At 38.5% G+C, this 16,310-nt stretch carries 10 protein-coding genes and 1 pseudogene; 2 read left to right on the top strand and 9 right to left on the bottom strand.

Features of this window, described 5'->3' with window-relative positions:
* Positions 1-87 precede the first annotated feature (87 nt).
* The 9 genes and pseudogenes from uvrA to ACYQ35_RS00805 form a co-directional block, all read right to left on the bottom strand.
* On the bottom strand, positions 88-2,934 hold the full coding sequence (uvrA, locus tag ACYQ35_RS00845) for an excinuclease ABC subunit UvrA (RefSeq protein ID WP_459829213.1): 2,847 nt from the start codon (positions 2,932-2,934) through the stop codon (positions 88-90).
* A gap of 9 nt (positions 2,935-2,943) precedes the next feature.
* A complete protein-coding gene (gene uvrB / locus ACYQ35_RS00840) occupies positions 2,944-4,932 on the bottom strand; it encodes an excinuclease ABC subunit UvrB (RefSeq protein WP_459829245.1) in 1,989 nt (662 codons plus the stop codon).
* An 18-nt stretch (positions 4,933-4,950) separates the two neighbouring features.
* Positions 4,951-5,610, bottom strand: coding sequence for a DUF5710 domain-containing protein (locus ACYQ35_RS00835; protein ID WP_459829210.1), 660 nt, complete (start codon positions 5,608-5,610; stop codon positions 4,951-4,953).
* Between the two features lie 134 nt (positions 5,611-5,744).
* Positions 5,745-6,520: pseudogene (locus ACYQ35_RS00830) on the bottom strand (PDDEXK nuclease domain-containing protein).
* Between the two features lie 38 nt (positions 6,521-6,558).
* The gene (locus ACYQ35_RS00825) at positions 6,559-6,753 is read right to left on the bottom strand and encodes a DUF1016 N-terminal domain-containing protein (protein WP_459829207.1); all 195 of its coding nucleotides are present in this window, start codon (positions 6,751-6,753) and stop codon (positions 6,559-6,561) included.
* A gap of 799 nt (positions 6,754-7,552) precedes the next feature.
* Entirely contained in the window at positions 7,553-8,746 is a 1,194-nt protein-coding gene (locus ACYQ35_RS00820) for a Wadjet anti-phage system protein JetD domain-containing protein (RefSeq protein ID WP_459829204.1), read from the bottom strand.
* Positions 8,724-12,107 (bottom strand): SbcC/MukB-like Walker B domain-containing protein, encoded by a 3,384-nt coding sequence (locus tag ACYQ35_RS00815; protein WP_459829201.1) that lies wholly within the window; start codon positions 12,105-12,107, stop codon positions 8,724-8,726. The genes ACYQ35_RS00820 and ACYQ35_RS00815 overlap by 23 nt, the downstream gene beginning before the upstream one ends.
* The gene (locus ACYQ35_RS00810) at positions 12,064-12,702 is read right to left on the bottom strand and encodes a DUF4194 domain-containing protein (RefSeq protein ID WP_459829198.1); all 639 of its coding nucleotides are present in this window, start codon (positions 12,700-12,702) and stop codon (positions 12,064-12,066) included. Before ACYQ35_RS00810 ends, ACYQ35_RS00815 begins: the two co-directional genes overlap by 44 nt.
* Positions 12,703-14,100, bottom strand: coding sequence for a Wadjet anti-phage system protein JetA family protein (locus tag ACYQ35_RS00805; protein ID WP_459829195.1), 1,398 nt, complete (start codon positions 14,098-14,100; stop codon positions 12,703-12,705). It lies immediately after the preceding gene.
* Between the two features lie 151 nt (positions 14,101-14,251).
* Between ACYQ35_RS00805 and ACYQ35_RS00800 the strand changes: the two genes are divergently transcribed.
* Together ACYQ35_RS00800 and ACYQ35_RS00795 are read left to right on the top strand one after the other, a co-directional pair.
* The gene (locus ACYQ35_RS00800) at positions 14,252-15,601 is read left to right on the top strand and encodes an MATE family efflux transporter (protein ID WP_459829193.1); all 1,350 of its coding nucleotides are present in this window, start codon (positions 14,252-14,254) and stop codon (positions 15,599-15,601) included.
* A gap of 114 nt (positions 15,602-15,715) precedes the next feature.
* Positions 15,716-16,310: Rpn family recombination-promoting nuclease/putative transposase (locus ACYQ35_RS00795; protein WP_459829190.1), on the top strand; the 595-nt coding region annotated here is incomplete at its 3' end.

Below are 16,310 nucleotides of genomic sequence, written 5' to 3'. Positions count from 1 at the left end.
TCCTTTGTACTTGTTGACACTAAATCATCACATATGATTCTTATTATAATCAAAATTGTAATAAATGGAAAGACTTTTTTTCTATTTTTAGTTTTTCTTAAGGATTGCGTCAATATATTTTCCTGTATACGAGTTCGGATTCTTCGCAATTTCTTCCGGCGTTCCCGTTGCCACTACGGTTCCGCCTCTATCTCCCCCTTCCAAACCAATGTCAATAATGTAATCAGCCGTCTTAATCACATCTAAGTTGTGTTCAATAACAATAACCGTGTTTCCGTCTTCCGCCAGCCTTCTTAAAATCTCTGTAAGTTTATGCACGTCCGCAAAATGAAGTCCCGTTGTCGGCTCGTCCAAAATATAGATTGTCCTCCCCGTGCTTCGTTTACTCAACTCTGTTGCCAGTTTAATTCTCTGTGCCTCTCCTCCCGAAAGAGTAGTGGACGGCTGCCCCAAACGAACATAGGATAATCCCACATCGTAAAGTGTCTCCATTTTCCTTCTAATGGAAGGGACATTTTCAAAGAAGTGCATTGCCTCTTCCACCGTCATATTCAGCACATCATAAATGCTTTTCCCCTTATATTTCACTTCCAACGTCTCTCTATTATAACGTTTTCCGCCACACACTTCACACGGTACATATACGTCCGGCAGGAAATGCATTTCTATCTTTAAAATACCGTCTCCACTGCAGGCCTCACACCTTCCGCCTTTGACATTGAAACTAAACCTTCCTTTTTTATACCCTCTCGCCTTGGCATCTGCCGTCGCTGCAAACAAATCTCGAATCAAATCAAAAACCCCTGTATATGTTGCCGGATTGGAACGCGGTGTTCTTCCGATTGGAGACTGGTCAATATCAATAACCTTATCCAACTGCTCAACACCTTCTATTCTGTCGTGTTTTCCCGGAATTGTCCTTGCCCTGTTTAGTTCTTTCGCCAGTTTCTTATACAATATCTCATTGATCAGCGAACTTTTTCCCGAACCAGATACACCGGTAACACAGGTAAGAACTCCCAAAGGGATATCCACATCAATATTTTTCAGGTTGTTTTCTCTCGCACCGACAATTTTTAAAAATCCTGTTGGCTGCTTTCTTACTTCCGGCACCGGAATTTTAATGCGTCCGCTCAGGTAAGCACCGGTAATGGAGTTTTTATTTCTCATAATCTGTTTTGCCGTTCCTACGGCCACAACTTCACCACCATGCTCTCCCGCTTTTGGTCCGATGTCTACAATATAGTCCGCTTCCAGCATTGTATCCTCATCATGTTCTACTACAATGAGAGTATTGCCTAAATCTCTCAAATGTTTCAATGTCTTCAGCAATTTATCATTATCCCTCTGATGAAGCCCAATACTTGGCTCGTCCAAAATATATGCCACACCGACTAATCCGGAACCAATCTGCGTTGCAAGTCGAATACGTTGTGCTTCCCCTCCTGAGAGTGTTCCCGTTGCCCTTGCCAATGTGAGGTAATCCAACCCTACATCAATAAGGAAACCTGTTCTCGCCTTAATTTCTTTTAATATCTGTCCTCCAATCAATTCCTGTGTAGGTGTAAGTTCTAATGTATCCAGAAATTCCTGTAAATTTCCTATAGAAAGATTCGTCACTTCCGCAATATTCTTTCCCCCTACCGTAACTGCCAGCGCACTTTTCTTTAAACGCTGTCCGCCACACTCATGGCATGGTGTAATTCTCATAAAGGACTCATATTCCGCTTTCATTGTCTCAGAACCGGTTTCTCTGTAACGTCTTTCCACATTTTTAATGATACCCTCAAACGCCACGTCGTAGATTCCCTCACCACGCTGTCCCTTATAATATACTTTTACTTCTTTTCCATTTGTTCCATGAATCAAAATATCCTGTATCTCCTGAGGATAATCCTGAAACGGTGTATCAAGAGAAAAATGATATTCTTTTGCAAGAGCGTCCAATATAGCCCTCGTATAACTTCCTTTATCCGTGCATGACTGCCACCCCATAACTGTAATTGCGCCCTCATCAATACTCAGGCTTTTGTCCGGTATCATTAAGTCAACATCAAATTCCATTTTATAGCCAAGACCATAGCATACCGGACACGCACCAAACGGGTTATTGAACGAAAAACTTCTAGGTTCAATCTCATCAATACTGATTCCACAGTCAGCACAGGAGAAACTCTGACTGAAGTGAATCTCCTCTCCTCCGATAACATCTACCGTCATCAATCCTTCAGCAAGTGACAAAACGCTCTCCACGGAATCCGTCAACCTTTTTTCTATCCCCTGTTTAACAATCAGCCTGTCCACAATAATTTCAATATTGTGCTTAATATTTTTATCCAGAACAATTTCTTCTGTCAGTTCATACAAATTTCCATCTACGCGAACACGAACATACCCGCTCTTTTTCGCTCTCTCAAACAGTTTTTCATGGCGCCCTTTTCTTCCACGCACAACCGGTGCGAGCAACTGTATTTTTGTTCCTTCAGGCAATTCAAGAATCTGGTCTACCATTTGGTCTACCGTCTGCTTTTTAATTTCTTTCCCACATTTATAACAGTGAGGAATACCAATTCTTGCATAGAGAAGTCGAAAATAATCATAAATCTCCGTTACTGTTCCAACGGTAGAACGCGGATTTCGGTTTGTCGATTTCTGGTCAATGGAAATAGCCGGAGAAAGTCCTTCAATGCTCTCCACATTCGGTTTCTCCATCTGCCCCAAAAACTGTCTCGCATATGACGAAAGCGACTCCATGTACCTTCTCTGTCCTTCTGCATAAATCGTATCGAAAGCAAGAGAAGATTTTCCCGAACCGCTAAGTCCCGTCAATACAACCAACTCATTTCTCGGAATATCCACATCTATATTTTTCAAATTATGCTCATTTGCACCTCTGATTTTAATATATTGTTTCTGCTCTGTTTTCTTAGCCATTTTATACTCCTAACTTTCTATCTCTTGTAATTGTTTCTTTAATTCCACCAATTTATCCCTCACTTGAGCCGCCATCTCAAAATTCAACTCCGCTGCCGCCTTTTTCATCTGTTTTGTCATATCTTTAATCAGTTTTTCCAGTTCTGATCTGCTCATAGATTCAGGATCCTTTTCCATTTGCAACTCTTCTGATGCAACTTTCTTGGAAATGCTTATTAAATCTCTGACTGCTTTCTTTACCGTCTGCGGTGTAATTCCATGCTCTTCATTATATGCCATCTGCACTTTTCGTCTTCTCTCGGTTTCCCTGATAGCATTTTTCATGGAATCCGTCATCGTATCCGCATACATGATAACATGACCTTCCGCATTACGGGCAGCACGACCGATTGTCTGGATAAGCGATGTCTCTGAACGCAGAAACCCTTCTTTATCTGCGTCCAATATAGCAACAAGCGTAATCTCAGGAATATCCAGCCCTTCTCTCAACAGGTTAATTCCTACCAGAACATCAAAAACGTCCAGACGCATGTCTCTTATAATTTCCGTTCTCTCCAAAGTATCAATATCGGAATGCAGATATTTTACACGAATTCCCAATTCTCTCATGTAATCGGTCAAATCTTCCGCCATTCTTTTCGTCAGAGTTGTCACCAATACTTTATTTTTCTTCGCAATCTCTTTATTTACTTCGCCTACTAAATCATCAATTTGCCCTTCCACTGCTCTGACTTCTACTTCAGGGTCTAAAAGTCCTGTCGGTCTGATAATCTGATCTGCCCTTAACAACTCGTTTTTCTCTTCGTATTCACCCGGTGTTGCAGAAACGAATAAAATCTGATTGATTTTGCTTTCAAACTCCTCAAAATTTAATGGACGGTTATCTTTTGCTGACGGGAGTCGAAAACCATAATCTACCAATGTTGATTTTCTCGACTGGTCTCCGGCATACATTCCTGCAATCTGCGGAATTGTCTTATGAGATTCGTCTATCATAATGAGAAAATCGTCTGGGAAATAGTCTATCAATGTATGTGGGGGCTGTCCTTCTTTAAGCCCTGTCAAATGTCTGGAATAGTTTTCAATCCCTGAACAAAATCCGGTTTCTTTCATCATTTCTATATCAAAATTCGTTCGTTCTGAAATTCTCTGTGCTTCCAGTAATTTATCTTCCCCTTTAAAATAGCGTATTCTCTCTTCCAATTCTTCTTCAATTGCCTTCGTTGCCTTTTCCATATTTTCTTTGGAAACAACGTAATGGGACGCCGGAAAAATTGCCACATGGTTCAACACATTTTTAATTTCTCCTGTCAACACATCTATCTCTGTAATACGCTCCACTTCGTCTCCAAAAAATTCTACTCGAATGGCATATTCTTCTGAAATTGCCGGGAATATTTCCAACACATCTCCCCTGACACGAAACGTCCCACGTTTAAAATCTATATCATTTCTGTCATACTGTATCTCAATCAGTTTTGCCACTACTTCATCTCTGTCTTTTATCATTCCCGGACGAAGTGAAATTACCATCTCCTGATAATCGATCGGTGAACCTAGCCCATAGATACAGGAAACACTCGCCACAATAATGACGTCCCTTCTCTCAGAAAGTGCTGCCGTTGCTGAATGACGTAATTTATCAATCTCGTCATTGATAGAAGAGTCTTTGGCAATATATGTGTCTGATGATGGGACATAAGCCTCCGGCTGGTAATAGTCGTAGTAGGAGACAAAGTATTCTACCGCATTGTTCGGGAAGAATTCTTTAAACTCCCCATAAAGTTGGGCTGCTAAAGTTTTATTGTGGGCGATAATTAATGTAGGTCTATTCAGTTGTTGAATGACATTTGCCATCGTAAATGTCTTACCTGAGCCGGTAACACCAAGAAGCGTCTGGCACTGATTGCCTTCTTTAAAACCTTTTACAAGCTGCTCAATTGCTTGTGGCTGGTCACCGGTTGGGGCGTATTCCGATATTAATTCAAAATGATCCATGTAGTTTCCTCCTGCCATCTATTCCACCCTCCCATCAATACTTAAATCTATACTTTGCGCAAAAACTTCTATCAGCCAGTCTTCTGATCCCCGTCCTATATCTGCTTCAACAATTATATCGTTTTTCAACGGAACTCTATACAACTTCAACTTCCGCGCTCGTTCCTCGGAATCAATAAAAAACGGAGAATCAACTTCACCAAACAAGTAAAAATCACCTTGTATTACCTTACAATTGGAACAATGATTTGCCAAGTATGAACTTTGGATTGTCTTAGAATATGATTCATAATATCCATATTTATCCTTCAAATAATTTAACACCTTCTCTGGCAAAGGATAAATGTGTGAAGCAATATGTATTTCATCATCTTCAAAACTCCATGCTTTCTCATCTCCATATAGTTCTGGATTACAGACATCAAAATATTTTTTTACTCCATATCCAATGACCTGGGTCAAATTTCTACATTTAAAACACGTATGAAACCCTTCTACAATATAGAAATAATCGCACAAAATGTAAACTTGCTCTTTATCACCAAGAATCCATTTTATAAATTTGTGATAATCTTTTCGCTTTTCTACATACCACTTTTTTAATTGTGGATTCCATTTTGCACCTAAAACTTTAGCTTCATCTTTTTCCTCATAAGGTACTTTTAAAATTAATGCCATTTTTATATCCTCCCTAATAAACTAAAAAATCACAAACACCTTCCCATCTCTATTTCTGTACCACCCTACTAAAATGCAATTTTTATCAAATAAAACTTTCATCTTAACTCACTTCCATTGCACTTCCAAATTTATTACTCCGATAATTCTTTTTCAATCTCTTCAATCGTAGGCAAACTGCTCTTAAATTCTTCCCGCAACACCTTCGTCAATTCATACCGTGCAATTCCAATTGGCTGTGATACATTGTCTAAAGAATATTCTGCCACAACATCATCTTTATCTTTACAAATAAGAATTCCTATTGTCTGGTTATCCTGTTTTGATTTCATATTTTTATTAACTGCTGTAACATAAAAATTTAATTTTCCTGCGAACTCTGGTTTGAATTTTTCTGTTTTTAATTCTATGACCACATAAGAATGTAAACGAACATGATAAAACAATATATATATGAAAATCCTGTTCCGAGTTCCAAAAGAAATTGCGTAATCTGATTTACTAATGCATCTTCCAACTCTTTTTCATCATACTCTTCACGCAATGTAAGAAAGTCAAAATTATATGGATCTTTCAACGTTTGTTCCGCTAAATCGGACTGTGGAATAGGAAGTTTCACTTGAAAGTTTGTAATTGCCTTTCCTTGCCTCTCATATAAATTAGAATCTATTTGATGTTCTAGAACATTCCTGCTCCAATTATTATCCATTGTCTTTTGTACATAAAACAAAACTTCATTTATATCTTTGCATTTATACATAATCCGTTGATTATGTCCCCATGGTATGCTTTTCACCATTTTTTCTACCATTTCAAATTTGCTTACAACTTGTAAGCACTTTGCATTGTCATTATAAAATTTATACCAAAATCGAATACTTCGCAAATTTTGAGCAGAAAACCCAGACATTCCGGGAAAAGTTTTCTGTAGGTCTTTACTCATCACACTTAAAAGGCATCACCCCATTTAGCATTTTCTTGTTTATTTACGATGTCCCTTCCTAGTTCCCAATATAAATCTAATAACTCATAATTTATTTTAACAGAAGCTTTTATCTGGCTTTGCTTTATTCTCTTTTTCGCCTCATTGATCCAATGTCTATATTCCTCTGTCACAATAAATCCAACCTCTCTATTGGCCATTTAATCTTCCTCTCATTAGTATTTCCACTTTTTATTTTTTGTGTCAAATTCCATTTATCCGCCTCGTATCATCTAATCTTTGTATTTTCCCATTAGGTACATCTTTCCATGTTTGTAATCCTATGTGTTGCTTTTCACTGTCTGCTCTAGGTGAATCTACTTCCCCATCTGCAAATGTTTTTTCAAATGATAATTAATAGTATGCGTTTCTACATTTTTTCCCATACACAAATATACACACTCTCAAAACAACTTTTTTAAAACAACTTGCAAATACACCTTAATGAAATTTCCTCTTGCGAACACAAAAACAATTCCTCTATGTACGAATCAGGCCACCTGTTCATCTATTTTTACCTGTTTCATCTAGTATTATTCTGTCCGCATAGACCACTAAAACAACGTTAAAATCTACAAAACAGCACTCAATACACTCATTTTCCGCCTTATAAATAGTAATTCCCGAAATACTCAACTGCATTATCGGGAAAGGCATCATAGCATTTTTATTGCCGCTCTCAAAGAACAAACGTTCTCATTCCATTTTAGCCTATGTGCTGTTTAGTGTCAACTTTTCTTTTTAAGATTTTCTTTGCTTCTCACGCATAACTATACAAATCTTGCTCTTCTGTTTCATAAGTTATCTTCTTTAGCATAGTTAAATTATTATTGTTTTGTAAATTTAGACATAGAAAAAGGACAGCCTTTCTGACTGTCCCCATATACCTGCATGTAAAGTTCTGTTTCATCAGTATAATTTTTTGAAATCAAAGTCAATATTCTCTCAGTGAAAACAAGGCTATATTACCATCTCCTGCTCTATCTCCACTCCATAGTTCAAAATACATTCCTTTAATTCTTCCAATTCCCCCGCTTTCATCTCTTCAAGACTTCTTCTTTTTCTTTCCTCCAAATCAATCCCCGCATTTTTCCCGATTGCCTCAAGAAAACTCTCCCTACCCATCTTATATGGTTTCAATTTAGGAAAAATTTTTTCCTTATTGAATAAGAAAATGCGAATACCACCGAAATCCATATCTCCCCAATGCAAAAATTCCACATTTTCATCTGTCAGTTTTGTGAGTTCGTTCAAAAATTTCACTTCTTTTGGCGAGAAAAAACCATGACAGTAAATATATAGCGTATCCTTTTCATATACCATATTTTCATAATTCGCCTTGTTCTCTATCGTCATAATTTTTCGTATATGTGGAATTGCTATCGGCTTAGAATGTTCCAATGTCTGTGAGTTGATAATTGTTCCATAATAAAAATCACTTGTATCAACTGTTTTACCTGTATCTAACCTATAAATAACCGTACCTTTCCACTCCAAGACTTGTGCATAGGAAAGAATTCCATAACTTTTTAAAATTTCTTCGTCTGTCATATTGTCCTTATCCGGCAAATCGGAATACATTCGCAAAATTCCAACAACTTTTGTTTCGTATTCCTTTTCAAATTTCTTGGAATTTTCAAGGACATTTGCACTGAAAATACGTTTCCAAAGAGGATTTTGTATAGCTGCCATTCCCTGAAGACAGCGGAATAAGGTTTCATCTTCCATTTCTTTTACATTTTTCCCCTGTTTCAATCTGACCAAAAGAGATTTGTAGTAAGAATACAGCCAATTTGTCTCCGCCCGCGAAACTTCCGATAACAGATTTTCTATTTTTTCTATATATCTTCTCTGCTTTTCCAGAGAATCTTCAATTCCCTCTTTTTTGCAGAGAAGAGGAATAATGTCTATGGAATAGTGCATTTTGGTGATGTCTTTTCCCATATCTCTCCAATCGAACCGGATATATTTGTTTAAGCCCGCATCTCTCTCCATTTCTTCCGCCTGTTTCAACAGGTTCGCCATACCTCCCAGTTGATTTAAAAGCGACTGGTCTACGCAGGGGTGTTTTTCCCCCTGCAGCCGCCCGGCGCGATAGGAATCCACATTTGTTTTGTCAATTATCCATCGACTAAGCGTCAGCAATTTTTTCATGTTCCTCACCTTCAATCATTTTCAGATAATCGCCTTTGTCAATGTGCATCATGGAAATTTGATTTTGATGTCTGCGGAATCCGTATACGCTGTCCACATTTCTGATAAGTGACTGCAGACGCTCATCAGGCACGCAGACAATCAACTGTAGTTCCAGTTCTCTTGCATAATGAAGGCATACTTCACTTCTTTCCTTGTCCATTTTGGAAAATGCTTCGTCCAAAAGAACAAGGCGGATTTTTGAATCTCTGTTGCTCTGGTTCATATAGAGCATTGCAAATCCTGCAAGAAGCGCCACATATTTCGGGTTTTGTCCCTCTCCGCCGGAATCTCTTCCCGCCATATCATCAACCGCATTTTTTCTTATGTTTCCGTCCTCATCTTCAACCTGCTCATACATATTGAAATTGAGATAATTTCTATAATCGGCATAGCGCTCCATTTCTTCTTTGTAAACTGTACGTTTTCCGCTGTCCTCATCTCTCGGCGGCATGAATTTTTCCGTAAGCCTTAAAATCTGTGTCTCATATTTTTGATAAAATTCATCTTCTCCCAAACTTAACTGCCCTTCATATCCATGATTATCAAACACTTTGCTGTCCAATTCCGGTGCCATAAGCATTTCGTAAAATTGTCTGTTTTCATTTTCGGCGGGAAGAATATCTATCTGGTAAATACTGTCGGAGAAACGAATTTTTCCAAGCATTCGGTTTATCTCCCGTTTATGACGAAATGCCGCCTTAATTTCCCCGTGAATTGTCGCGATAACATTTTCCCGTAAAGTATGGTATACAAGATGATACTGCTGCTCAAACTCCGCTTTATATTTTGGTTCAAAGTCTTTTTTGCACTGTTCAAGCACTCTGTCGTACACATCGTTCTGAGGCTCTCTTCCTGTAAATCCATATGCAGAATATTGACGGTTAAATTCATCTCTGGCTGTTAAACGTTGTTCCGTTTCTTCCTCAATAGCCTTGTCCAGTTTTTCTAATTCTTTCTGTTTCTGCCTGCGGTAAGTATATTCATTTTTCGTTTCCAGTTCCCGCAATACTTCCTGCTCAAGTGCTTCGTTTTTGACATACCCCTGTAATTCGTCTTCCAGTCTGCTCTCCACTGTTTTCAGTTCTGTCTCCGCATTTCCCTGTATTTTAATACGCTCCAGACGTTCTTTGTTTCTCTTTTGCAACTCTTCACGAAGTGTCTCAATTTTTTCTTCCAACTGCCTTTTCATTTCTTTCAGTTGCGGCAAAAGCGTACCCGCATTTAATTCCTGTAACTCCCGAATCAGTTTCTCTTCTTTTTTATAGTAGTTTTCCAAATCTTCCGATGCTTTAGACATTTGAATCAATTGTTCCGCATTTTTATTGTTCAACTGCTCAAATGTTCTTGCTTTTTTCAGGCTGTCCTTCATCTGCCTGTCCGCCTTCAATTGTTTTTTTAAGAGGTACGCTTCATCTTCCAACTCCTGCAATTTCAACTTGGATACTTTTGTTCCGATACACGAGTAATCTCCGTAGTCTTTTTCTCTCAGGTGACGGAACATATAGTTGCTGTAAGAGTAGCAGTCCGGTGTAACACCTTCTCTGACTTCATGTAATTGCTCTATTGTTTCACATTTGACTATTCTTCCCAAATATTGTTTCAGGCATAAATCCACATAAGTTTCACTTGTTTTTACTGCCTCGTACAATGTATTTTCCCTTGCTTTCGGCTCATCTCTTTTAATTGCCGCTGTATTGATGAGATTGACTTCTTCAAATTCTTTTTCCCGCATTTTTCGGAAAATTGTCGCTGCCTCTAACGCATACTCCGGTGCGGTAACAAGACTGTATTTTATTCGTCCTAATCTTCCCTCGATTGCATTTTTCCATTTTTCATCGGTAATATCAAACAAATCCGCAAAGATTCCCACATGGATTGTTCGTCCATAGCGGTCACTTAACGCATTCTGCAATCTTGCTCTGGCCCTTTTCAATTCCTTTTTATATGGTTTTCTATCATTTTTTAAATCTTCGATAATTTCTTGTTTCTCGGCTAACTCTTTTTCTGTTTTTCGTATGCTGTACTGTAACTCCTGTAACTCTTCCTCAATATTTTCCAGCGTATCCTTCAAATATTTCTTCAGTTTTGTAAGAATTTCTTCCGTTACATTTCCTTCCGTAACCTCTCTTATTGTGTGTAATGCCGGATTTGAGAGATACGCGCTTATATCTTCATTCTCTTCCCATGCACTCAGTCCGTGAAGCACTGCTCTCCACTGAGCGGAACTTCCCGCCAAAATTTCTATCGTATAGCGTATTTCTTCCAATTCTTTTTCTTTCTGTCCATAATCACTCGCCCGAATCTGTGCCTCAATTTCCACCTTTTCTTCAAAACATTTATTCTCCTGTTCTTCTAAAATCCGGCATGTTTCCCCAATCTTTTCTACAGTATCAATAACAGACTCTAAAGTTTCCTTTTTTGACTGTAACTGTGCTTTGAGACTCTCTATTGTGATTACTTTCAATATTGCCTGTGTGCGAATGGCATCGCTCTTAAACTGAATCAGGTTCAGGTTGTGTTCCCTGATATTTTCAAGCAGTTGTATACGGTTTTCCAAATCTTCCACCCGTTCTTTAATTTCGCGATACGCTCCCAGTTGTTCACTGATCACAGACACCGTTCCTTCTTTACTTTTTGGAAACATATAATCTCGAATAAACTGCCCCGTTCCGTTTGTCATGCGAAGTGCAATGGCACTTTTTTCCATTGTCATAAAGCGTCCCGGCTCAATGTATCCTAAAATCACATCGTAAAGTGTATTCAGATACGATTCTTTTGACGGATACAGGCGGTTTACATCGCCTCTTCCCCGATTATCTTCTGATTCTTTTCTTCTCTCAATTAGTTTTTTTAATCGGGCAAGGGTGTACGGGCTTCCGTCCTCCGCTATATATCCGTCCTCGGCGAGTCTTCCCGAATGGCTGAAAAAACTATAGCGTTTCAATTCTAGGTCTTTTTTTCCTACCTCAAAAGCGACTCCGATACATGTCACAATATGGGTTGATCTGTCTTCCACTTCCAAGACAATTTGGGAACAAAAATCCATACCGTCACGGTTTGCCGTCCCATCTTTCTGCTCGCCCCTAAGATAACTTAAAACACTTCTTCTGTTTTTCGCATCGTCCGCCGCTTTATTTAAAAAGGAAGCCGCCACACTTCCGTATAGAATAACCTGAATTGCGTCCATAACCGTAGATTTTCCCGAACCGCTTTTGCCGCTGAACAGATTGACATATTCATGAAATACCAATTCTTTATGGCTGATCCCGCCCCAGTTATTCAATAACATTTTCGTAAAGATTTTCTTCGACTGTTTCATTCTCAACAATTTCCTCTCTGTATTCTTCCAACAGCGCATTGATATTTAATGAACTGCAATATAAATTAATCGTACTGTAAAGATAAATCGGTGTTGTATCTTCCACATCGCGCACTGCCCCCGGAAGTTCAATCATCTGATGTTTACTCAAAAGATAGAGTGCCTCATGCCACTCTGCCACTTTTAACTTCTTATTTAGAAGATTTGTATTTTTCCCGTACTCGCGGATTTCCTCCAACGTAGTTACCGTAGCTTCCAGCCCTTCCCCGAGAATCTTGTCCCGATAAATCATCTTTATCATTAAAATAATAATCGTTGTTGTAAGGCTGAACCTTTCCGTCTCCACTCCCTCTCCGGTCAGACGGAAAATATGCTCCTGCGGATCGTGTGTAAGTTCGCACCCAAGTACCATCAAATAATCTTCGATAAATTTTTTATGCCTTACACACATTTCATAATAAATGTTGTCCCTCGGCGTCAATGTTACCGGATCGTATTTTACCTGTAAAATACACGTCTGTTTAAACAGGTTCGATATTGTTTTTCTTAAGTTTTCCGCCTCTGTCAACGACAGTTCTTCCATATATTTAAACATTTATTTCTCCTTTATTCTAAGTTTTGAAAATTTAAAGCCTTTTGTCTCCACTTCCTCTTCTATTGCCACGTCCGCATCGCTCTCTGCACGCTCGGTCACTTCCTGCCATACAAAAAACAGTTTTTCCAAATCTTCGATTGACTGAACCGTGTTTTCCGTTACGATAAATTCCCCGGCTTTCTCATTTTTCCTGCGGAAATCTCTGATTTCTTTCTGCGTATAGAGAGGTTTTAATATAAATTCTTCCAATCCCTCATCTTCAACAGGAATCTCTTTTACTGTCGCAGGAGTAAATTTTTCTTTATCCGTGTTTTTCTGTCTGTACATACTTTTATCGGTAACCTCTCTGTACCTCTCGGTCATACCCATTCCCGCTGCCAGTTTTGCAAGAATTTCCTCCCTCTTGCTGCTCTGATTTAGTAAATTTACAAAAGCAACCGTTCCGTCTTCTTCCGCTACCCCTTCCATTAGAAGATATCGTATTCTTGCTGCGGCGCGGTTGGCAAAAATTGTTTTCTGCTCAATCAGTTTGTTGTATCTTCTCTCAATCGTGTCAAATTCGCGCTCAATTCTGTAAATGATATCCATCGCCTCTTCGCACAATTCTATCGCTCTTTCATTCCTCGCATACTGAGGACTGTCCTTCTCAAACTGCAGTCTTTTTTCCATAAAAGACTGCCTTCTCTTTTCATTTTCACCCAAATTCTTCTCTATCAGTTCTTTTACCGCCTCTTTATATCGGTAAAAACTGTCTGTGGTAGTCAAAATCGCATATTTTCTGCTGTCACTGTTATTGATTTCTTTTACAAGCACTTCCTGAATGCCTAAGAAACTTTTCTGCTTGGAAAGTTCATCAAAGTACCCCCTTATTCCCTCCTGCATATTTGCAAGCATCTGTACAAGGGTGCGTGACGTATTCCATGCACTTTTTAAAATATCATTGTTCTTCTCCATGTCCGAACTGTATGTGTACAAATGACTGTATACGGCAAGTACACTTTCTCTCTCCCTGTTTCCTTCCTCGCTGAACAGTTTTTCAAAAAGTTCCACATATAAACGGCTGTATTCAGGAAAGGATACGACATATTGATTTAAGGTCTCATCGTAGTCCCTGTGAAGCCAGCCCCAGTTTTCCAAATTTTTCAGACATACGGACGCCATATTTGCCCTTGTAAGAAATTCGCCTTCCTCATCTGCCTGTTCTTCACTCCACTCCAACACCATGTCCGCTATATTTTCATTCATAATGCATTTGCATTCCTCTTCGGTTAATCCTAAAAGAGAGTAGGATTTACTCGTTTCTCCATAAATCGCCAACAGGAATTTTTGATAATACGCTCTATATTTACTTGCAAAAAGTTTATAAAACTCCGTTGGAATTTTATTTATTAAATTCACTCGTCTACCTCTTTTCTTTCCATATCTATATCTTTTATTATATCAAAGGGAGAAATAAATGTAATTGATTTTTTTACAAAAAACGATGACGTTTGACAATTCCTATGATATGATTGCTGGTAGGAATGAGAAAATTGAGAGGAGTGATTTTATGCAGAAAAATAAAGTAGCGAACCCTATTACAGAGGGCGTTATTTGGAAACAACTGCTAATATTTTTCTTTCCGATTGTTGTCGGAACATTATTTCAACAATTATATAATACGGTGGACGCAATTATCGTGGGACGTTTTGTCGGCAAGGAGGCGCTTGCCAGCGTTGGAGGTTCTGCCTCTGTTCTTGTCAACTTTGTCATTGGATTTTTTACCGGACTTTCTGCCGGAGCAAGTGTAATTATTTCTCAATTTTACGGTGCAAATGACCGGGAAAATATGCAGAAAGGACTACATACCGCTTACGCATTTTCCATTATATTCGGCGTCATTACTTCCATAGCAGGTTTGATTTTAACGCCATGGTTATTGGAAATCACTAAAACGCCTGCTGATATATTTGATGATTCCGTACTTTATCTTAGAATTTACTTTGCAGGTATGCTTTTCATGTTAATTTACAACATAGGATCAAGCATTTTGCGGGCAATCGGTGACTCCAAAAGACCGCTGTACTATTTAATTGTATGTTGTTTTATCAATATCGGATTAGATATTTTATTTGTTGTCTATTTCCATATGGGTATTGCAGGCGCTGCCATTGCTACATTAATTGCACAGGCAGTCAGCGCCGTTTTAGTTACGCGGGCATTAATGACTTCCTGTGATATGCTAAAATTAATTCCACAGGAAATCCGAATACATTTTACATTATTGAAATCCGAATTTAAAATTGGATTGCCAAGCGGTGTGCAATCCTGTATGTACAGTCTGACAAATATTGTTATCCAGGCTGCCGTAAATAATTTCGGAACGGATACTGCTGCCGCATGGGCTGCCTACGGAAAACTAGATGCGATTTTCTGGACAATCTGTGGTTCTTTCGGAATTGCCATTACAACATTTGCAGGACAAAATTACGGTGCCGGACTTTATGAACGTGTAAAGAAAAGTGTTCGCGTCTGTCTGCTTATGGCTTTTGGCGTTTCAGCGGTACTGCTGACTTTCCTTATGGTTGCCTGCCGTCCGTTGTATTACATTTTTACGACAGATCCGAATGTTATTGACCTCGGCGTTTATATGCTAAGACTGATTACACCAAGTTATATGATTTTTATCTTTATTGAGATTTTTTCAGGGGCGCTTCGAGGCATCGGAGATGTATTTATCCCTACGTTAATTACACTGGGCGGAGTTTGTTTTATCCGTATTCCGTGGGTTATGTTTATCACCCCTATGAGAAATGAAGTTTCAACACTTCTGTACAGTTATCCGGTATCATGGGCAGCCACCGTATTACTGCTGCTACCATATTACCTATATCAGAAAAAGAAACGACTTTCTAAGTAATGGATATGTGGAAATAATTATTAATTATCCATTTTTTACTAAATAGGTGGTGCTTCGTCCTCCAATCTGCTATAATCCATTTATAGAATTCCTCTGTAAATGGAGGAAAACCAGATGAAGAAACAGTTAAAAAACCTTACAATTAAAGATAATTTTATGTTTGCAGCAGTAATGTTAGACGAAGATAACTGCAAAGAATTTTTAGAAAAGGCATTGCAAATACCAATCGACCATGTGGAAGTCAGTACAGAGAAAAATATCGTATATCACCCTGAATATAAAGGTGTAAGATTAGATGTGTACGCAAAAGACGAAAAGAATACCCGCTATAATGTAGAAATGCAAGTATCCACTCAGAATTCTTTAGGACTAAGAAGCAGATATTATCAAAGTCAAATGGATATGGAAATGTTGTTATCCGGTTCCGAGTATGCTGAACTCCCAAATAGTTACGTCATTTTTATTTGTGATTTCGACGCGTTTAATGAGCAGAAATACAAATATACTTTTCAAATGGAATGCAAAGAAACCGCAAATGCTGAATTACATGATAAAAGAAACATTATATTCTTAAGCACAAAAGGTCGCAACGACGAGGAAGTATCGGAAGAACTTATCCGCTTTCTTAAATTTGTTAAAGCAGACTTAAAAGAAAGTCAGAATGATTTTCAGGATACATATGTAAGGAAACGAGACTATGAAGAAAAGT

This window comes from Faecalimonas hominis, from assembly GCF_054660755.1.
This window is presented reverse-complemented; position numbering and strand designations above follow the sequence as displayed.

Bases quoted from the DNA above. Each gene is read 5' to 3' on its own strand.
- ACYQ35_RS00820 (WP_459829204.1), bottom strand. From the start codon at position 8,746: ATGAAAAAATTGCTGACGCTTAGTCGATGGATAATTGACAAAACAAAT.
- ACYQ35_RS00800 (WP_459829193.1), top strand. From the start codon at position 14,252: ATGCAGAAAAATAAAGTAGCGAACCCTATTACAGAGGGCGTTATTTGG.
- ACYQ35_RS00825 (WP_459829207.1), bottom strand. From the start codon at position 6,753: ATGGCCAATAGAGAGGTTGGATTTATTGTGACAGAGGAATATAGACAT.
- uvrB (WP_459829245.1), bottom strand. From the start codon at position 4,932: ATGGATCATTTTGAATTAATATCGGAATACGCCCCAACCGGTGACCAG.
- ACYQ35_RS00835 (WP_459829210.1), bottom strand. From the start codon at position 5,610: ATGGCATTAATTTTAAAAGTACCTTATGAGGAAAAAGATGAAGCTAAA.
- uvrA (WP_459829213.1), bottom strand. From the start codon at position 2,934: ATGGCTAAGAAAACAGAGCAGAAACAATATATTAAAATCAGAGGTGCA.
- ACYQ35_RS00815 (WP_459829201.1), bottom strand. From the start codon at position 12,107: ATGAAACAGTCGAAGAAAATCTTTACGAAAATGTTATTGAATAACTGG.
- ACYQ35_RS00810 (WP_459829198.1), bottom strand. From the start codon at position 12,702: ATGTTTAAATATATGGAAGAACTGTCGTTGACAGAGGCGGAAAACTTA.